This is a genomic window from Granulicatella sp. WM01 (assembly GCF_004570605.1).
GTDB lineage: Bacteria > Bacillota > Bacilli > Lactobacillales > Aerococcaceae > WM01.
This window is the reverse complement of sequence record NZ_SPPB01000035.1, coordinates 1-20106: the sequence shown is the minus strand read 5'-3', so window position 1 is coordinate 20106 and position 20106 is coordinate 1. Positions and strand designations below refer to the sequence as shown.

16 protein-coding genes are annotated in these 20106 nt (G+C 35.1%); all 16 read left to right on the top strand.

What is annotated here, in order from left to right; all coding sequences use genetic code 11:
* Nucleotides 1-208 precede the first annotated feature (208 nt).
* On the top strand, nt 209-958 hold the full coding sequence (locus E4T68_RS05770) for a hypothetical protein (protein WP_135125006.1): 750 nt from the start codon (nt 209-211) through the stop codon (nt 956-958).
* Between the two features lie 107 nt (nt 959-1065).
* Entirely contained in the window at nt 1066-4563 is a 3498-nt protein-coding gene (locus E4T68_RS05765; RefSeq protein ID WP_135125005.1) for a SpaA isopeptide-forming pilin-related protein, read from the top strand.
* A 127-nt stretch (nt 4564-4690) separates the two neighbouring features.
* On the top strand, nt 4691-5659 hold the full coding sequence (locus E4T68_RS09950; RefSeq protein WP_305037783.1) for a hypothetical protein: 969 nt from the start codon (nt 4691-4693) through the stop codon (nt 5657-5659).
* A 3-nt stretch (nt 5660-5662) separates the two neighbouring features.
* On the top strand, nt 5663-5890 hold the full coding sequence (locus E4T68_RS05755) for a hypothetical protein (RefSeq protein ID WP_135125004.1): 228 nt from the start codon (nt 5663-5665) through the stop codon (nt 5888-5890).
* A gap of 12 nt (nt 5891-5902) precedes the next feature.
* Nucleotides 5903-6652: a type IV secretion system protein gene (locus E4T68_RS05750; protein WP_135125003.1), complete on the top strand. Its 750-nt coding sequence runs from the start codon at nt 5903-5905 to the stop codon at nt 6650-6652.
* A 4-nt stretch (nt 6653-6656) separates the two neighbouring features.
* Entirely contained in the window at nt 6657-6944 is a 288-nt protein-coding gene (locus tag E4T68_RS05745) for a hypothetical protein (RefSeq protein ID WP_135125002.1), read from the top strand.
* Between the two features lie 11 nt (nt 6945-6955).
* Nucleotides 6956-9292, top strand: a complete 2337-nt coding sequence (locus tag E4T68_RS05740; protein WP_135125001.1) for a VirB4-like conjugal transfer ATPase, CD1110 family — start codon at nt 6956-6958, stop codon at nt 9290-9292.
* Nucleotides 9292-11748, top strand: a complete 2457-nt coding sequence (locus E4T68_RS05735) for a phage tail tip lysozyme (protein ID WP_135125000.1) — start codon at nt 9292-9294, stop codon at nt 11746-11748. The genes E4T68_RS05740 and E4T68_RS05735 overlap by 1 nt, the downstream gene beginning before the upstream one ends.
* Nucleotides 11749-11761: 13 nt before the next feature.
* A complete protein-coding gene (locus E4T68_RS05730) occupies nt 11762-12322 on the top strand; it encodes a hypothetical protein (RefSeq protein ID WP_135124999.1) in 561 nt (186 codons plus the stop codon).
* 18 nt (nt 12323-12340) lie between these two features.
* Nucleotides 12341-12589: a hypothetical protein gene (locus E4T68_RS05725; protein ID WP_135124998.1), complete on the top strand. Its 249-nt coding sequence runs from the start codon at nt 12341-12343 to the stop codon at nt 12587-12589.
* 49 nt (nt 12590-12638) lie between these two features.
* The gene (locus E4T68_RS05720; RefSeq protein WP_135124997.1) at nt 12639-13184 is read left to right on the top strand and encodes a hypothetical protein; all 546 of its coding nucleotides are present in this window, start codon (nt 12639-12641) and stop codon (nt 13182-13184) included.
* A complete protein-coding gene (locus tag E4T68_RS05715) occupies nt 13181-14986 on the top strand; it encodes a VirD4-like conjugal transfer protein, CD1115 family (RefSeq protein ID WP_135124996.1) in 1806 nt (601 codons plus the stop codon). Before E4T68_RS05720 ends, E4T68_RS05715 begins: the two co-directional genes overlap by 4 nt.
* Nucleotides 14987-15044: 58 nt before the next feature.
* Nucleotides 15045-15173: a hypothetical protein gene (locus E4T68_RS09910; RefSeq protein ID WP_255518878.1), complete on the top strand. Its 129-nt coding sequence runs from the start codon at nt 15045-15047 to the stop codon at nt 15171-15173.
* Complete coding sequence (locus tag E4T68_RS05710) at nt 15170-19030, top strand: PBECR4 domain-containing protein (protein WP_135124994.1); 3861 nt, start codon at nt 15170-15172, stop codon at nt 19028-19030. Before E4T68_RS09910 ends, E4T68_RS05710 begins: the two co-directional genes overlap by 4 nt.
* 39 nt (nt 19031-19069) lie before the next feature.
* The gene (locus E4T68_RS05705; protein WP_135124992.1) at nt 19070-19384 is read left to right on the top strand and encodes a hypothetical protein; all 315 of its coding nucleotides are present in this window, start codon (nt 19070-19072) and stop codon (nt 19382-19384) included.
* Between the two features lie 433 nt (nt 19385-19817).
* Nucleotides 19818-20106: plasmid mobilization relaxosome protein MobC (gene mobC / locus E4T68_RS05700; protein WP_135124990.1), on the top strand; the 289-nt coding region annotated here is incomplete at its 3' end.

The following is a 20106-nucleotide window of genomic DNA, read 5'->3' as shown; positions in this document are numbered from 1 at the left end:
CGTCACATTAGTGTCACAAGTAAAAGTGATGAACAGATATTAGCGTGGCTTACTGTCTTTAGGGAGGTAAACGACTGGAAAGAACCAGATGGACCTTAAATCACTATACAATAAATGGTGTAATATATGGAAAATCAAGTATAAAAAGGCTTGTTTATTAGATTTTAAAACGATATAATAAAAACAAAAAAGTAAAGGAGTAGTTGAGATGAATGTTGAAAAGGTAAAAGAGTGGATTAATCAATATAAGATATATATTGGGATTGGGATTGTCATTGTGTTGTTATTTAGTGGAGCAGTCATATTTGGATTGAATGGGAAAAAACAAGAAATTGCAAAAGTAGAAAGTACTACAACCAAAGCGACAACACAGTTAAGCGTACAATCTCAAACAACAAAATCATCTCGTGAGATTGCTCAAGAGAGTAAGGTAGAAAGTATGCTTGCCGTAGAAGTGAGTGCAGATACAAATGTTGCTGAAATTGAAAAAGAAATAGATGCTATAGAAAATCAACAAGACAAGGTCAAACTACAAGAAAAACTTGCTGAGGTAAAAGAGCAAGTGAAGAAAAAACAACAGGAACACCAAGCAACACAGCACGCACAAGCGACTACACAGGTAAAAGAGAACCACAGTTCAGCACCACGTCAAGATGAAACCAGTCAACCTGTAGCACACGCTCAACGTACAACACAAGCTCCTACTCCAGTTCAGACACAGGCAGTCGTACAAACCACGCAAGCCCCAGTGACAACAACGGTACAAACAACCCAAATGACTACGCAACGACATATTGTTATGGGTGGCATGGGAAATAGCGGTAGAGAGTTTACCAGTTTTGATAATGCAAATAACTGGGCTTATGACAAACAAAGTGAAATCGAAAGAGGATACCATGTGTTACCGATTGTTTATTCAGACGGGACAACTACTTATACAGTTGAATGGGGAGATTAAACAGATAGAAAGTCCTATTATTAGGGCTTTTTTATTTTATGTAAAATATAAAAAAAGACGTATATTATATATGAAAATGTAAAATTAAAAAAAGGAAGTGTAAAAACGTGATTAAAAAAATAAACACAATCGTATTAGTATTAGGCATATTAATGGCAGCTTTGATAGGTGGAATAAACCTAACATCTTCTCGAATCGTATATGCTGATGATATAGGAGCATTAGAAAAGGAACCATTAGGCATCAATTATCGTGCTGAGATTTTACGTGACGGTTCCACGGTTTTATCATTTGATGAAGATAGTTATATTTATAAAATTAATGGAAATGTTGTATTTTGCTTAGATAAAAATACAGAGGCATTACTAGGTGTCATTTATACTGGAAAAGAGTTTAATGATATTGAAATCACAGATCCTAATGGCTTTTTTAGAGTGGATAAGGCTAAATTAAGAGAACTAGAGTTAATTACTTATTTTGGGTATAACAGTAATCCAGGTAAGAAACAATGGTTATACACTCGTCTTATGGTATGGGAAAGTTTAAATTCTAAACTAAAAAACTTAACCAGCCCGACTAGAGAAGTAAGTTTAGAGGAATATCAAACGTTTAAAAATGATGTGCTAAATAAAGTTAATGTGTATAAAGATATTACTTCATGGTCAAATAGTGCACATACTATTAAAGTTGGTGAAAGTATAACATTAACAGATGAGTATAATGTCGTTCAAAATTTAGTTATTCCGTCTGAAATTAATGGATTTACAACATCTGTGAATGGTAATCAGTTGACAATAACAGCTACTAAACAAGCTGAAGGTGGAAAACTCTTCTTTAGACAAGATAAAAATAATAGATTTTATGGAACATCTTTAATTTATCGTTCTCCTGGAAGTCAAACAGTTGCGAATTTACGTTTAGGTGACCCACAATATGGTTCTGTTAATTTGAACGTCATCAAAAACGGTAACATCAAAATTGTTAAAACAGATAGTGAAACAGGACAACCGTTATCTGATGTAGAGTTCGGTGTGTTTGAACAAGGGAGCGATACACCATTAAAAACAGGAATAACAGATGGAAATGGTGTGTTGGAGTTTACAGACTTAGATTCAAAAACATTTGATATTAAAGAACTACGTACTAAAGAAACGTACCGCCTAAATGACAAAGTGTATTCTGTGAGCGTTCCTGCAGGCGAAACGGTGACGGTAAATGCGACAAATGTCGTGAAAAAAATGCGTATCTCTGTGTCTAAACACTTAGATACAGCTTTAGACGGTTCAGGTACTCGTGCAGCAGGTTCAGGCATTACTTTTGATATTGTTTCTCTAAACACACATCAAGTAGTGTCTCGTATGGTCACAGACGCAAACGGTTATGCCATATCAGAGGAATTACGTCAAGATGATCGTTATCAATTAGTGGAACATACTCCAGAGGGCTATCAATCAACTGAACCAATTACTGTTGAACCAACTGGAGAAGATGGAAAGATTTATCACTACATTGTTGAAAACAACGCTAAAAAGTCTTATGTACAGATTGTAAAAGTTGACGAGGACACAGGCGAAACGATTAAAGCCAGTGGAGTATCTTTCCAATTGTTCAAGGATGGTCAATTGGTTAGTCAACAAGTGACGTATCCGTCTATGCAAACCATTAATACATTCACAACAGATGAGAATGGTCAAGTGACTTTACCACAACAATTAACGTATGGCACATACACGTTGAAAGAAGTGAAAGCACCAACTGGTTACGTGTTATCTGACAAGCCATTGACAATTGATATTACTGGAGAAGATACGCTGGTTACGGTTCGTTTTAAAAATGCTGCTCAAAAAGGTGTCATTACATTATCAAAAACAGGGCAAGTTCTAACAAGTTGGCAAACAGACGCAAACGGTGTGCATACACCAGTTTACCAAGACCAACTTATTGGTGGAGCAACGTTCCAATTGACTAATGTGAACACAGGAAAGAGTTTTACAGTAACAACTCAAGCAGGGCAAGTGTTACGTACACCTGAACTTGATTTAGGAGAGTATGATGTGGTAGAAGTATCTGCTCCGAAAGGGTATATGACAGACAATACGGTGTATCGTGTGTCTTTAACCCCTCAAGCCCAAAGTGTCCGTTTAGATGTGAAAAGTCTATCTGTATACAATGAGCGTAAAACATTAAGCATTCCAGTTCAAAAAATCTTTGAACAGTCTGAACAGTTTACTCATGACCAATCTGCAACAATTGGATTATACACAAAAGAGGCATATCATGAAAATGGTGTGGTGTTACCTGCCCATACTTTAGTGGGATTACAAAGTGTAACAGGTCATGACACGGTAATTTTTAACCATATCCCGTCTGAAATGAGCGTTTACGCTAAAGAAATATCCTCTTCAGAAGCGTATACCGTAAATGAACAAGCCTTTGAAGTGAGTGTATCAAGTCAAGATGCTGCTATGGCACAGACAATCGTGATTGAAAACACCTTAAAACGTGGGTCACAAGAATTAGTGAAAGTGGACGCTTCAAGTAAAGAGGTGATTGCAGGAGCAACATTCCGTTTAGTTGCTGTATTAGATGACTACACAGAAAAAGAAGTCGGCACGTACACAACAGATAATAATGGAAAAATTGTGTTTAAAGATTTAGAATATGGACACTATTTCACTCAAGAAGTGGCAACTTTACCGGGATATTTATTAAACCCTACACCATTTTTCTTTGAAGTGATTGGAAAAGAAGCCCAAAACGTTAAACCAATTGAAGTAGCCAATGAACCCATCCCAGCGATTGTGACAGAAGCAACATCAGAAACAGGTGGTAAAGTTGTCTACACACATGAACAAATCAAAGAAGTGGCACACTTTAGTCACCTTGTCATTGGTCAAGAATATGAAGCAGTCGCTAATATGTTTACAGGGGGTGGGCAATTATTAGGCACACAAAAACGGACATTTATCGCAACAGACACCACACATCAAGAAGTGTTTTATTTTGACGTTCCAGTGGGACATTATGGCGATACGGTATTCGGAGAAGAATTATACCGTAAAGGCGAACGAGTGGCAGTCCACTTTGATTTAGCCAATAAAAAGCAAACAGTTAAAGTATTAGAACCAAAAATCAACACATTTGCCAAAATTGGTGGCACAAAAGACATGACGGTAGGTGAACATAAGGAACTTGTAGACACATTAACGTATACAGACTTTAAAAACGGCAAAGTGCTAGTCAGTACATGGGTTGTTAAATACGGTACTGATGAGATAATTGGCGAAAAAGTCGAACAAGTTTTAGAACTAGACGGCAACGGAGAAGTGAGCGTAAGGCTAGACAAGATTGATACAAGTAAATTACCTGCAGGTAAATACACCATTATGGAACAAGTATTTGACGTTAGTGAACACAATGGAAAAGTGGAAAAAGGACACCTTATCAGTGAACATGTGGACAATACCGATGAGAACCAATCCTTTACAGTTAGCCAACCCGTACTGCCATACACGGGAAGTGAGAACAGTGTGTTGTTTACGTGGATTGGTTTTGTTTCTGTTTTAGGTGGAGCATGGATTTTACGAAGAAAACAGAACGCATAAACAACATATTGAGGAGCAGTTTGTTCCTTGATGGGATAAAAAACGACAATTGTCGTTTTTCTATACATACAAATGAAATAAGAGTTAGTGTAATCCTCTAACTCTTTTTATTATGGAGGTAAGTAATATGAAAAAGAAACTAACACTCGCAATACCATTATTGACAAGCCTTGCGTGTGTTCCTCATGTGGTTTTGGCGAATGAAGATGTCATTGAGTCGACTAATCTGGTTCATGTGATTGACATAGGTATACCAATTATTGCAGATAGTCCAACAGAAACAGGACTATCTGTGCAAGATCATGTGTTAGAGGAATCAAATATCCCAGGTTTTCCAGGTATACCAGAACTACCAGGTACACCAGAATTGCCAAAAGAACCAGAGTTACCAGGAACACCAGAAATGCCAAAAGAACCAGAGTTACCAGGCATACCAGAGATGCCAAAAGATCCAGAGATACCAGGAATTCCAGAATTGCCAAAAGAACCAGAGTTACCAGTGACACCAGAATTGCCAAAAGAACCAGAGTTACCAGTGACACCAGAATTGCCAAAAGAACCAGAGTTACCAGTGACACCAGAATTGCCAAAAGATCCAGAGTTACCAGTGACACCAGAATTGCCAAAAGATCCAGGACTACCAGTGACACCAGAGATACCAAAAGAGCCAGAGTTACCAAGAATCCCAGAATTGCCAAAAGAACCAGAGTTACCAGGAATTCCAGAATTGCCAAAAGATTCAGGACTACCAGTAACACCAGAGTTGTCAAAAGATCCAGGACTACCAGTGACACCAGAGTTGTCAAAAGATTCAGGATTACCAGTAACTCCAGACGTTTCAAAAATACCTGGACTACCTATACTTAGACAATCAACAGGGGAACACATTGCTCAGACCACTCAACAAGAAATCAATCAAAAAGAGGAACAAGGTGCTATGGTTAAGAAAGAAGAGAAGATGCACATGCTCCCCTACACAGGTGAGCAATCAGCTGCTCATGAATTTTCCATGTTGACAGGGTCGCTATTAATTGGGTTGGCTATTGGGATATTAAAAAAGTGTATGCATCAGAGATTAAATGGAAAAGGAGAGTAAACTATGGAATTAGTGGCTAAATTAGTGACAGTTTTAGGAACTGTTGCCGTTGTTATCGGTTTGTTTTGGGCGTTTTCAGGGTTTATAGATTATCTTCAAGGACGTAAAAACAAAGATAAAAATAAACAAGACGATGGATTAGAATCCATTATTTATGGTGGCGTCCTTGCAGCTGTGTCTGCCTCAATTTCGGCTGCCATTATAGCTGCACTGAATTCGATTACGTTTTAGTGAGGTAAACAGATGAATGTTGATGAATTAACCAAAACATTATCCAGTTATTCATCTCATGCGAATACAGGAATGAGTTTAATCTCATCAGCTTTACGCCCAATAGCGTTTATTCTATTGGGCATATTTTTCTTGCTTGAGATGAACAATTGGAAAAAGCTGTTAGAGAGTAGAGGACAAAGTATCACTAAAAAACTATTTATTGAGTTAATTATTAAATATATCTTTTCGGTACTATTCATTTTAATGTCGGATACGATATTAGATGCCTTAGTTGAACTAGGGACTATTCTCATAAAAATAGTGAATAATGCTGTACCACTTCAATCATTTTTATATGAATTTGATCCAGGAGAAATTAATGGGTGGATTGAAGCTATGATTGTCGGATTGTTTGGAAAAGTTATTCAATTTATTGCTAACTTAATCTTGTTGCTACTAATATTTATGCGATTTGTCGAACTTTATATATTAAAAGCGATTGCTCCAATATTAGTTGCTTTTTTCATGTCGGATAGTTTGCGTTCCATCACTATTAATTTTTTCAAGAGATACATAGCTTATGTGTTGAGTGGTATGGTTTTGCTGGTGGTATCCGTTGTATACAATTATCTTATTCAAGATGACATATTGAAAGCGGTGGGACAAGCCAGTGGTGGAGATTTAGGCGCAGCATTTGCCTCAATTGCTAAAGGAGTGATGTATATTTTAATGATTGCTGGAATGACTAGAAAAGTGAAACAGTTAGTGGGGGTTGGATAGAGTTATGCAAAAATTAGGTTCAGAATTCTTGGATGATTTTGATTTGCCAAAAGAAGAGGGAACACATATGCGTTTGGTATGTCTATATGCAGGTATGGTTTTAGGTGTGCTGGTCACGATAGGGGTTATTTTGCTTGAGTTACCAGATGTGCTGTATTTAGTGTGTGATGTGCTGTTTGTGTTTCCTCTTGTCTTTTATGGCGTCTCAGCAGATAGGCATTTTGAATTACAAGAGAAATGCTATTTTTTTACGCTAGAAACTACTCGAGTATATCAAACAGAACTTGATTGAAGGAGGACACAATGAAACTATTTTGGAAAAATACACAAAAAAAACGGCAAGAACGTCATGTACGTGCAACCACACAAAATACCATTCAATTTCAATCGATGGATAGGTACGGGCACATGACAATAACAGATAATCGCTATTCACAAACATATCATTTATCAGATGTAGCCTATACGATGTCTTCTTATGATGATAAAATCAATATTATTGACACGTATGCTAATGTTCTTAATTCCTTAGAAAATAATGCGAATTATCAGCTATTAGTGGTCAATAGACGCATTACTCAAGAAAGTATATATAAATTCCATTATCCACTATTAGAGGATTCTTACGATATTTACCGTCAAGAATACAACCAACTGATGAGTGAACGCTTTGAAAAAAATGCGACTGCTTTTGAGTTAAGTCGGTATATGACTATTGCCTTAGACGGCTTTGATGAAGAACATGCCAAGCGAAAATTTAGAGATTTAACCATTCAATTGACAGAAAAATTTAAACATATAGATGCTTCATTAACACCATTAGACAGGATACAGCGTTTGGCGTTGTTTGCAGAGATGTTAAGAAGCGATGTGTGTTTTCCTTACAATGAAGAGGATATTGCACAAAGTGGGCTATCTGAAAAATCTTTTATCGTGCCTAATCGTATTCACATTCATGAGAAATACTTAGCCTTAGATGATACGTTTGCTAAGGTGAAATATATTCGCCATTTTCCAAAGAGTATGAGTGATAAATTAATTTATGAATTGTCACAGTTAGGCATTGAGTTTGCATTAGTCATTAATGCAGGAATATATGATACAGCTGAAGTGCTTAATGATATTAAAGAGGCTGAAACTGATGCAGGGATTAGTTTGATTAAGTCACAAAAGAGAGCCTCACAGTCAGGTGTTTTTCTGTCTGAAGAGTTTGTGGGAAGTGACAAAGATAAAAAAACAGTTGAAACCACTAAAAAATGGGAACAAGAAATCAAGGAATATGATCAAAAAGTGTTTAAAGGCTTGATTGCCATTTTATTAAAAGCTGATACACTACAACAACTTGAAGAAATGGAAGCCATGATTACAAGAGCAGGGGGAAGTTTAGGGGTTAAATTTGAAGATATTTATTATTATCAGGAAGAAGCACTGAATACGGTATTACCGATTGGAGAGTGTTTTGTTGATATTAGGCAAAAGTTAACCAGACGTATGACAACGGCTAATGTCGCAACTCAAGTTCCCTTTACACAGACTAATTTGATTTCATCATCTTCCAAAGCCTTGTATTATGGGCAAAACCAATTATCTAATAATTTGATTACTTTGGATAGAAAACGAGATTTATTAACAGGTAGCGGAGTTATTGTTGGTGTTTCAGGAAGCGGAAAGTCTTTTGCTGTTAAGATTAATGAGGTGATTCCTACTATTTTACGTTATCCAGATGATCGCATTATTATCGTTGATCCTGAGGATGAATATAGCGACATTGGAGAACCGTTTAATGCGCAACAAATTGATATGTCTATTGGATCGACAACCCATATTAATTTATTAGATTTGCCTGATTTGGATAATTTAGAGGGAAAAGATGCCAAAGATCCAGTTGGAAATAAAGCCAATTTATTGATTAGTATTTTTGAATCTGTATTAGACATGTTATCTGATGAAGAAGTGACGATTATTGATAGGGTAACACGTTATGTGTATCAACATTATGAAAGACCCACTTTGTTTGATTGGCATAGTGTGTTGTTGGAACAACCTGAACAAGTCGCAAAAGATTTGGCTGTTAAAGTTGAAATTTATACCATTGGTTCACAAAGTATTTTTTCACATCAAACGAATGTGAATTTGAGCAATCAAGTCGTTATTTTTAATTTAAAACATCTCTCCGGAAAATTAAAACCTTTTTCTTTATTAGTGATACAGGATTTTATTTGGAATCAAGTGATTAATAATAAAGGAAAATTAACGACATGGTTATATTTTGACGAGTTACAACTCTATTTGCGAACACCACAACAAGCTATTTTCTTTACAGAACTCTATTCAAGAGTACGTAAATACGGTGCCATTCCAACGGGTATTACACAAAATATTGAAACAATTTATGCCATTGAAGAAGGACGTAAATTATTGTCAAATAGTGAGTTTATGATGATTCTGAAACAAAAGAACACCGATATAGCCGTTTTGAAAGAAGTCATTACTTTAACTGATGATCATATTAAGTATATTAGTCACCCTAAAGCCAAAGGAACAGGATTAATTTATGCAGGTGGGACAATTGTCCCATTTGAAAATCCAATTCCAAAGCATTTTACATTATATCAGTTGGTTGAAACGGATACTGAATAATGACTGATAAAGTAAAACGTCAACAGTTAAAAACGGCAAAAAGTGATTTCAAAACTGTTAAATATCAATTGAAAAAAGAGAGAAAAGATTATCGACGACTCAAGTTATCTTATACAGATATGCTGACTCTTAAGGATAATTTAGAAGAGATAAAGCAGCAGTATAAGACGAAAAAGAAACAATTTCATAGATTGAAAAAACAAAGAGATAAGAGTAAACAAATACGCTATTTAACGATGCAATCGACTCAACACAATATACATCACTTGAATAGTGACATTTTACAAGAGGACGAAGTCTTATCTCAATTAGCTCATACACGGATAAGATACTTACAGGCTAGCCAGAGTGTTCATACGCTAAAAAAATTTGGGGAAGCTAATGGAAAGAGCAGTAAATGGATAGTAAAGAAGATTTACGAATTAGGGAATCGAGCATATAACACGTCTAAAGGTAGAGGATTTGTAAGAACACCTCATCAGTTATCTTGGCACCATAAGTTTAAGCAATCAAAATATGCTAAAACGATACGAGGAGTTCACAAATCATTTGTTAATCCATTGAAACGTATGGCTATCAACGTGCTAAAAAATCCATTTTCTCTAGTTGGAGTATTTAATGCATGTCTCCTTTTATTCATATTATCCCCTTTTTTTAGTGTGGGAGTAGTGAAACAGAATGAATTTGATTTGACGGATACGTGGACATACTTTACGAAGTTAGATAGAGAGCGTTCAACTCATCAAGTGATGTATTATTCTGATATAGATGACTATTTATTTTATATTAATTATCGTTATGACACGATAGCTGATAGACATTTTATCAAACCTAAAACGTCACTCCCTGACAGCATACTAGGGAGAAATTATCTAGAAGTATTATGGGAAGCGATAAATAGTAAACCAGAAGCATTAAAAACCATGAAAGATTTATATACTGTTCCAGGGGATTATTATTTGACAGACAAAGAACAAAAGGACTATCAAGCGATGGTATCCTCGCATAACGAAATTGGGAAATATGCTAGTTTGGTAGAGTTGAGTAATTTTTTATCTGTTGAGCATACGGGAACATTAAAGATTATTAAACGATACGGATACGAAGATAAAGAGACCTTATCCGAAATATCGACTTTTAAAGCAACGCCTAGACAAGAGTTATATGCCCCTTTAACAGGAGTAGTTACTATAGAGGGCGATGATGTCATTATCACAACGGAAAAGCAAAGAATAACATTTAAGCAAGTTGTAGGCATACGTGTGAGGCATCAACAAAGCATAAAAAGAGGAGAGTTTTTTGGACAAGTGAAAGCAACAGGGAATCAAGATGTGTTATATGAGAAAAAAAGACCACGTAAACATGGAAAGAGAGATGCCGAGGGGAAAGAGGAAATGGAATGGAAAAGTGTTAATATAGGCTTTTATCTACCTAGGGTGGTCTATACGCAAAAAACATCTGTCATGACAAATACTGTGATGAATAGTCAAAAAGCAAGTCGAGCTAGACAATTTGTACAGGCGATTAAACAAAGATTTCCAGAAGCTACTCATGAGTCCATAGCCGCCATTTTAGGTAATTTTGATATAGAGAGTGAGATTAAGTCTAAAATGGCAGAAGGGGATTATTTAAGTCCGCCTATTGGGAAAACAGATGAGGGCTCGTATGATAATGATAGTTGGCTGAGCATTGGAGGGATGGACATCTATGGGAAGTACCCTAATATTTTAAAACGAGGCATTGGATTAGGACAGTGGACGGACACGAGTGATGGGTCTACTCGCCATACATTATTAAGAGAATATGCCAAAAGTCAAGGGAAAAAGTGGTATGATATGGATTTACAAGTTGATTTTATGGCAAATGGAGATACGCCTTTTTATCGGCAGTTATTTTTGAATATCTTATCTTCGTCTGAAGATGTGTCTACTTTGACAGAATATTTTTTAAATCATTGGGAAGGAAATCCTGGCGATAAGCTAGACGCTCGAGTGGCTTCAGCACGTTCTTGGTTAGCTTTTTTAAATTATTCTGGAAATGGGCAACCTCTTGGAAATATGCAGGATGTGGTGATGACAAGTCATTTTGGAGAGTTTAGACAATTGATTCTTCAAGATGGACGTTTTTACGAAAATACACATAATGGGGTAGATTTAGTGTATAAAGACGGTAGAGTAAATGCTCCTGTTTATGCAGTCGAAGGTGGGGATGTTATTCATGCTCAACATGATAACGAGACAGGTTTAACGGTTGTCATTAAGCATGAGCATTATTACAGTTACTATTTCCATCTTTCTTCATTACAGGTGACAGCAGGGCAACGTGTTGAATCAGGTATGAGCTTAGGCACAATGGGGTCAACTGGTCATTCAACAGGAGTCCATTTACATTTAGGGTTTTCACGATCTTTATGGGCAGATTATTTTGATCCTAAAGCGTATTTGCAACTTGATTAAAAGGAGGTAGAGAATGATAAATTTAAGATTAATTAAAGTGTTCAAGCGAATAGCTATAGCAGTTATTGCCACACTTTTATTTGTGATGGGATATATTGTTGGGGATAGTTTAAGGGCAAAGCAACACCAACAAGCCACGACACAACAAAAAGTGCAGGAAACACCAAAAGAAAAAACGGTGTTACAATACGAACAGGTCAAAGAGTTTTTAATTGTCTATTATACGAAGAAACAATTAGAAGAAAATCGCAATAGATACAAACCTTTTATGACAGAGGGGTTGTATCAAATGGTAGTCGATGAAGAAAATACCGCTAGGCAGCAAGCGTATAAAGGATATATTGTCGATCAAGAGTTTGAAGATGCTATTGTGTATATTTCAGCAGATAGGCGTGAAGTGATTGCTACAGTAAAGTATACATATACCATTCTTGAGAAAAAAGGGGATTATTCCAAAAAACTGAACCAACATGTTACAGAAACAATTAAAATGAGTTATGTCGAAAAAGAAGAAACGTTATTAGTTAATCGATTAGAAAAAGTGACTTTAGATACCCCTAAGACGACACAATAGATAAGGAGAAGAGAGATAATGACAAAGAAAGATGAGTTAAGTACATTACAACAATTACTTTTAAAAAAAGAAAAAGAAAAGCAACGGTGTCAAGACATTCTGGATAAAACAATTGAACAGATGTCAAAACTGGATGACAGCATTGAAATACTACGTGCTAAAATTATTACAGTGAGTCTAGTACGACAAAATATGACGTTTCAAGATTTACAAGAATTACTTGGACAGAATGCTTTAAACATCAATAAACAAAATCATGTGATGTGACGTTCCTCATAAATAAGAGGAACTTTTTTTAGTATAGAAAGGATGTATTATGGATGAAGAACACATTGTGATTTCCTTTGGACGCACAGGACAAATTATGGCAGATTTTATGTTAAAAGCGTTATTTTTGAGTGTGGATAAGATAATGGAATTAAAAGGTATGCGAACATTTTTGGGTGAAACGGAATGGCAAAAGTTTATATCTGGTGCAGATAAAGTTGATGTACAAGATTTGTTAACAACAGAAGTTAACCTGGATAAGTTAAAGACAGAGCTTGAACGTTACGGTATTGGATTTGCGTTTTATAAGCAATCGGAGAGTAAGACGTTAATGGCTTATGCACTAAAGCATAAGGCAATTGTAGAAAAAGTATTTTCAGAGGTGATTAAAGATATTATAAAAGAACCAAAAAAATTTGCGGATAGCGTAAAAAAACACCCTCATGAAAAAACAGTTACTGAAAAATTAAAGGAGTATAAAGAGAAAACTGCAAAAGAGGTAGAACAAAAACAAGGCTTACAACAAACAGAAGAAAAGATAAGTATACATGAATTTCTTGACAAAACAAATAAAGCAAAAGGGCTAAGCAAATGAAAGACGTGAAGCAAAGAAAAATACTCCCCTATTTTCTTATAGGGGTAGTATTGTTTTATATAGGGCATGTTTTAGTGAAACGGTATAGCTATGCTCCGAATTTTGATTCTGATTTTTTGGGGTTAAACAAGATAGAGTGGATATATCAGCATGTGATGGATTATCCCTTAATTGATTTGACGTTTACCACGCCGTCCATTAGCGTGGGCATGTTGTGTTTTTCAATGAGTTTGTTAGCGTATTTAAGGGTAAAAAGAGAGGGGATTTATCGCTATGGAGAAGAACATGGGAGTGCAAAATATGCAACGTATCAAGAGTTAAAGGCTTTTGAAGATAAAGTTGAAGAGTATAATATGATTTTCACAGAAAAAGCACGAATGGGATTGATTAATCAGCGCTTACCGTATGAGAAACAACTTAATAAAACGGTTGCTGTTATTGGTGCTCCTGGTTCGGGGAAAACATTCACGTTTGTTAAACCAAATGCCTTGCAAGGCTTTGGTTCATATATTTTTACGGATACAAAAGGACTATTGGTTCGAGAGTTAGGTCATTTTTATGAAGAAAAAGGGTATCAGATTAAAATTTTTGATTTAATCACTTTTTTGAATTCTGACCGATTCAATGTGTTTAACTATATGACCAAAGAAACAGATATTGATAGGGTAGTTGATACTATTGTGACGGTAACGAAAAAGAGTGAGAACCAAGGGGAAGATTTTTGGATACAGGCTGAAGCCTTACTGGCAAGAGCTTTAATTGGGTATTTATATTTTGATAGTCAATTAAGTGGGTACACTGCTACATTACCGATGGTTACAGATTTAATCCGACATCTTCGACGAGAACACCCTGAGGTGAAGAGTCCTGTTGAAATCTTATTTGAGGATTTGGAAAAAGCATTACCTGGTAATTATGCTTGTAAACAATGGGATTTATTTAATAAGAATTTTGATGGCGATACACGAAAAAGCGTGTTGGCGATTATTGCTTCACGTTTTTCTGTATTTGATCACGATGATGTCCGTGTGTTATTAGAAGATGATACGATGGCTATTGAAACGTGGAATACGACTAAAACAGCAGTGTTTATTAATATGCCAGAAAATAATGAATCTTATCAATTTATATCAGCCTTATTATTGACAACGGTATTTGAAACGTGTATTAAAACGTCTGATGCCATTTTAAATGGGACATTATTAGTGGATTTATTACATCTTCAAATTTTTGCGGATGAATTTGCTCAAATTGGAAAAATTCCTCATTTATCTAAGTATTTGGCTGTTATTCGTAATCGAGAAATCTCAATGAAAATGATTTTACAATCTCTTCATCAATTGGACGTTGTGTATGGTAAAGATGAGGCGAAAGTGATTTTAGATACATGTGATACGTTACTGTATTTGGGAAGTAATAATAAAGATACTTTAGAATATGTGTCGTTTCGTGCTGGAAAAGGAACTATTCAAGATAGTAATCAATCAGAAACAAGAAGCCAACATGGGAGCACCAGTACACAACATAGTAAACTCGCTCGAGATGTCTTAACAGTTCATGAGGTTGCTACGATAGGTGTTGATGAAGCCTTGTTAATCATGGCAAAACAAAATATTTTTAGAGATAAAAAAGCGCATGTTAAGTATCATAAACATGCTTCCTTATTATCCAGTAGTCCACATGATGACAAATGGTATCGTTATGTCCGATATATGAATGCAATTGAAGAATTTAAAGCAAATGTAGAAACAGAGAATTTAATTGAATTGAATGAAGAAGAAATTGAAGAAATGGAGCTATGACTAAAGTATTTACAGTGTACTGTATATGCTTTTTTTTTAGGATTAAAGGAGTGTTCATATGATGCAACAGGTATGGAGTAAAAAAGAATACACACACAATGGATTTAAAAGTATTGAAGAACAGACTGATCCACATGATGTCATTCTATCAGATACGCAAACAATTGAAAGGGGGAAAAGTTTATGAGTTTGACAAAGGAACAAGCAAAAGCTATGGATATTGTCTCTGTGGCTGAATCTTTAGGTATGGGATTGATTAGAAAAGGCAAATATTATTCTTGGGATGAACATGATTCATTTGTGATTAACCCTAAGAAAAATATATTTTCATGGTTTTCTCAAGATATTACAGGGGATACGATAGCATTAGTCCAAACTGTTAAAGGGGTGTCTTTTAGAGAAGCCATGCAATTTTTAGAAACAGGAGATTTTAAACACGTTAAGATTGAAGAAAGAGCACTTAAGAAAGGACCGTTTAAGTACACACTAAAGCCTTATGAAAAATCTTTTGATAAAGCGAGGGCTTATTTGACCTATTATCGTGGACTATCTGATGAAACGGTCAATTTTTTCTTAAGTAAAGGATTACTTGCTTTAGCTCATCGTAAGCTAAAGGATGGCTTTGAAGAAGATGTGCTTGTCTTTAAGGTTTTTGATAATCGTGGAGATATGGTTGGAGCGAGTTTACAAGGCATTAAACCTAATGAAGAACGTTATGCTAAACGAGGGTTTCTTAAACAAATCATGTATAACTCACAAGAACACAGTGGATTTAATGTGTCAATCGGTAAACCTGAGCGTCTTATTTTCTTTGAGGCACCTATCGATTTGATGAGTTATTATGAATTACATCAAAAGGAGTTATCTAATGTGCGTTTAGTGTCTATGGACGGTTTAAAGGAAGGCACTATGTCACGTTATTTTATGGAATTGGTGGCAGAAATGAATGGGCAATCGGAATATGTTGTTAATTTGAGTGTGATTTCGGAAACGTTAGAACATGTGTGCAAGCATTCGACTTATTTTCATGATGCTGAGAATAGACACCGTATCACATTAGCTGTTGACAATGACACAAAAGGCTTAGAATTTATTGACAAGTTGAAAGGAAAAGGGATCATATTTGACACTGATGTTCCTAAACTTAAAGATTGGAACGAGGTCTTAACGACTCAACAGGCGAATATGAACCAACATAAAGAAGCATATATACGTTTTATTCAGACTAATCAAGAGTCTATTGAACACATTAAACAAGGCACTGAACCATCTAATGCTCCAATGCAAACGAGTGAAGAACATATACAGCCTGTTCCTCAAGACACTCGCTTAGAGGGTGAGCATGAACAAGAGCAGGAAGTTGAGGAGAAAAGTTTAGATATGACAAAAGAAATGACTATTGAAGATATCCCATTATTAAAACAAGAAATTGCTAAATATGAAAAGGGAGAATCAACATTGACGAAAGAAACAATTCAGCGTTATCAAGAAGAATTGGTACAATTAGAAGCCTTGCAAGAGCAATTAAACGACACTTTAGCAAGAGAAAATAAATGGACATTTGTTCCTAAAGTGACAAAATGGTTCAAAAATACTTTCCTTGAAGAATATACGGAAGAACAAGATGCAGATAAAGAAAACATAATAAACCCTACTCCTGAATCTCAGGAGCAGGGTTCCGTTGAGACTAAACTCGGGGATTTTGTTGAGATGACTCAACAAGCAGCACCTCTACTTGATGTGAAAGAATCACACCCTTTGAATGACTTGTCACCAAGTCAAACTCGGTCTCAACCTTTTCTCCATTTTACCATTAATGAGGAGAAGAAATCAATTCATAAGACAAATTATCACCCTATTACAGATAAAGAATTAAAAAAATTAAATCGTTATGCTGCACAATTGCAACAAGTAGCCAAATGGTATTTGGACACCTTAGCAGATAGTCGTATTATTTATGCTTATCAAGAAAATGAAGCACTGCATTGTGTCGCTATTACCTTTAAGAAAGAACATTTTATGCATTTGACAGGTCTTTTTCCTATTAAATCCGGTCAAACAGCTGAACGAACCTTGTTAGATTTTGCGAATGGACAAGGGACTTATGATCAGATATTAATCGCTAATCATGATGCTATGTTCCAGAAATTACAAGTTTTGCCTGAATTAGAGAATATTTTAGACACAGAGGCATTTTATTTTAGTGATGTGTCATCTATTCCTAAATTACATCACTTAGCATTAGATAAAGCCATTCGTTCAAGTGATAAAGATTTGTTGTTGGCTTTACGTACAGCTGAAGAAGTAACATTCCCAGCTAGTTTACTGAAATTGAATCAACGTTTAAATGTTCATTTAGATCAGTTGGATCGACACAATCTCATCTTAGGCATATACAGAGAACGTGGCGGAACTATAGAGCCATTATCGATTAATGACAAATATATTAAAGACGGAGGAAAAGAATTGCTTAACATCTTAAGCGTGCAACAAGCAAGTGATAAACAATCTATAGAGCCAGTTCAAAAGTTAAAGAGTGAATATGTAGAATTAGATAAGGGCAATGAAAAACTTGATGAGTATTGGATTGTTGAGTTTAATGAAACAGAACAGGATAGTGTAGTGATTAGAAGTTACGCAGGGGAGAAGGTGACTAAAGAATTATTAGATGAATTAGCACAGCTAGATTCCCAAGTTAAACAACATAATGAAACATCTCTAAACAATCAATTAACAGACACGTATTTAGGGTATTTTAAATGTCAGTTTGCACATCTTGTTAATGGAGAAGTGACAGAATATCAACGCATTGATATTGGTGATGGAGATGCTGTAAATAGAGAGTTATTTGAAGCATTATATCAGGCAATTGGCGAAGAAGATTATTTTTTAGAACGCTATTATGGTGATAAGAATTTAGACAGTTCAGAGCACGTTTATTTAGAAGTATCAAATAATGGTGATCACCTAATAGATAATGTCTCAAAAGACGAAGAGGTACATTCTAAACCTACTAATCATAAAGTTGAGGAAATCGAACAAAGCGTTTCTCTAGATGATTTACTGAAAAATAAAGATATTCAAGGATTAAAGCAGCACCTCAAAGATAACCTTAAACACTATACAAATTCATCACAATACTTAAAATTTTTAGAGGTAATGAGTCAGTTTTATCGCTACTCATTGCATAACAATTTTATGATTTATAGTCAGAATCCAAATGCTACACTCATTGCCTCGTACAGTGATTGGAAGCGCAAATTTGGTCGACAAGTTAAACAGGGAGAGAAAGGATTAAAAATTTATAAACCTTATTTTATTCCATTAAAAGATGAGCACGGAAGACCATTACTTGACGAAAAAGGTCAAGAAAAACAGATTGTAAAATTTACGTTAGCTACAGTTTTTGATGTGTCACAAACAGAAGGGAAAGCATTACCTAGTCCAATGCATTTGTTAGAAGGAAATGTTGTAGATTATCAAAATATTTATCGAGCGATTCGCCATATTTTACAAGAGGAAAAGGTGTCTATATCTTTTGAGGCAACACGTGAAGGAAGTAATGGCTATTATATACCAAAAAGAGATAAAATTGTCATTAGTAATCGTGGCATGAGTGAAGCACATATTATTAAAACACTCTGTCACGAAAGTGCGCATGTGTTATTACATAAAGAAAAGGACGCTAAGATGGGAACACCTGACTATAATATAGGAGAACTACAAGCGGAGAGTATAGCATATGTGGTTTGTCGACATTTAGGTATAGACAGTAGCCAGTTTACATTTGGTTATTTACACATGTATGCTGAGGATAAAATAAATTACCAAGATTTAGAGTATGAGCTTAGTGTTATCTTAGATACCTCTAAAGATTTCATTAAACGGATAGATGAGACACTTGCAAAAATCAGAAATAAAACATTTAGACCAAATAAATTTTTTGATCAGTTAGACGAAGCGATACAGCAACAACAAAATTTGGTAATAGAAAAAGAGAATCAACCTCAAAAAAAGCAGTCTCCTCAAGTGTTAAACATTTAGTTGATAATTTAAATAGAGAGAGTAAAGGAGTATACCATTATGATGAATAAACAGAACAGTGAAGTTGTTGTGATTGTATTAGCAGATATGATTTATCCTAGTTCGTATATGAATGATTATGCTAACGTTGCTATAGATTTGAAAACATTAACGCAAAAAAAATGCTTAGCTTTATTGAAAAAGACACTAGAGGAAGTGAAAGGAGTAGAGGAAATTGTTAAAGACATTGAATATACTTATCAGTTTATTTCTCAACTCAATGAAGAAGAATATGAGTTACTTATTGATTTAATGGATAGGCAAACGGTCTTACACAATTATCACGTAACACTTAACATAGAGAGTTTATCCTAGCTTGTATATGAATGATTAGGCTAACGTTGTTAGCGATTTGAAACCATTAACGTAAAAAAATATTTGGTCTTATTGAACAAGGTTCAGGAGGAACTTGTCAAAGGTATTACATATACTTATCAACATATTTTCTAAGGCAATAAAGAAGAATATGAGTGCTTATTGAGTGAATGGGATAGGCAAACAGTTATGCCCAATTATTGTATACAGGTTGCATGTAGGGGGATTGGGGAACTCCCCAAAGTCACAAAAAAATAAGCAGGTCATTGAAAAAATGACGTGCTTATTTTTTCTGTGAAAACGCATTTGTATATACAAATGCTATGCTCGCCAAAAAGAAAAAGCCATTTTGGAAACATGATGGCTTCGTAAAAAGTGACGCAAATTTTACATATTCTCAAAATAAAAAAATGAATCAGATTGGAGAAAGAGGATGGAAAGAAAGAGACCCATTCAAAAAATATTTTTTGTCAATGAAGAGGAAAATGACTATATCAAAAACAAAATGAATGACGCAAAAATAAACAATTTTTCTGTCTATGCACGTTTGATTTTAATGAACGGAGCCATTAACGTGATCGATTTTGAATTAATTAAATCATTAAAAACAGAGGTGAATCGAATAGGTGTGAACATTAATCAAATTGTCAAAAGGATACATGAAACAGAAAGCGAAATTAGACAAGATGACTTCATGGAAATGATTCAACTCCAAAAACAAT

Coding starts and splice junctions, on each gene's coding strand:
- E4T68_RS05770 (WP_135125006.1), top strand. CDS start 209: ATGAATGTTGAAAAGGTAAAAGAGTGGATTAATCAATATAAGATATAT.
- E4T68_RS09950 (WP_305037783.1), top strand. CDS start 4,691: ATGAAAAAGAAACTAACACTCGCAATACCATTATTGACAAGCCTTGCG.
- E4T68_RS05755 (WP_135125004.1), top strand. CDS start 5,663: ATGGAATTAGTGGCTAAATTAGTGACAGTTTTAGGAACTGTTGCCGTT.
- E4T68_RS05750 (WP_135125003.1), top strand. CDS start 5,903: ATGAATGTTGATGAATTAACCAAAACATTATCCAGTTATTCATCTCAT.
- E4T68_RS05745 (WP_135125002.1), top strand. CDS start 6,657: ATGCAAAAATTAGGTTCAGAATTCTTGGATGATTTTGATTTGCCAAAA.
- E4T68_RS05740 (WP_135125001.1), top strand. CDS start 6,956: ATGAAACTATTTTGGAAAAATACACAAAAAAAACGGCAAGAACGTCAT.
- E4T68_RS05735 (WP_135125000.1), top strand. CDS start 9,292: ATGACTGATAAAGTAAAACGTCAACAGTTAAAAACGGCAAAAAGTGAT.
- E4T68_RS05730 (WP_135124999.1), top strand. CDS start 11,762: ATGATAAATTTAAGATTAATTAAAGTGTTCAAGCGAATAGCTATAGCA.
- E4T68_RS05725 (WP_135124998.1), top strand. CDS start 12,341: ATGACAAAGAAAGATGAGTTAAGTACATTACAACAATTACTTTTAAAA.
- E4T68_RS05720 (WP_135124997.1), top strand. CDS start 12,639: ATGGATGAAGAACACATTGTGATTTCCTTTGGACGCACAGGACAAATT.
- E4T68_RS05715 (WP_135124996.1), top strand. CDS start 13,181: ATGAAAGACGTGAAGCAAAGAAAAATACTCCCCTATTTTCTTATAGGG.
- E4T68_RS09910 (WP_255518878.1), top strand. CDS start 15,045: ATGATGCAACAGGTATGGAGTAAAAAAGAATACACACACAATGGATTT.
- E4T68_RS05710 (WP_135124994.1), top strand. CDS start 15,170: ATGAGTTTGACAAAGGAACAAGCAAAAGCTATGGATATTGTCTCTGTG.
- E4T68_RS05705 (WP_135124992.1), top strand. CDS start 19,070: ATGATGAATAAACAGAACAGTGAAGTTGTTGTGATTGTATTAGCAGAT.